This is a genomic window from Erwinia sp. SLM-02, assembly GCF_037450285.1.
Classification (GTDB): domain Bacteria; phylum Pseudomonadota; class Gammaproteobacteria; order Enterobacterales; family Enterobacteriaceae; genus Erwinia.
On record NZ_JAQISN010000041.1, the window covers coordinates 1 to 255 of the forward strand.

Genomic DNA, 255 nt, shown 5'->3' on the forward strand with positions numbered 1-255 from the left:
CACCTTACCGACGCTTATCGCAGATTAGCACGCCCTTCATCGCCTCTGACTGCCTAGGCATCCACCGTGTACGCTTAGTCGCTTAACCTCACAACCCACAAGCGTCCCGTAGGACAAATGTCAGTTGCAAGCATTTGAGAGACTCGAACATAGTGTTATTCATTCTTATTACGGAGAATGAAAACAGTATGTCGTTTCAATTTTCAGCTTGTTCCGGATTGTTAAAGAGCATAATACTTCGCAGCATACTGTTGC

General features: G+C 45.5%; 1 rRNA gene. It reads right to left on the reverse strand.

The features are described 5' to 3' along the window. Positions 1–88: ribosomal RNA gene (locus tag PGH32_RS24665) — 23S ribosomal RNA — on the reverse strand; the annotation flags it as partial. Between the last annotated feature and the right edge of the window lie 167 nt (positions 89–255).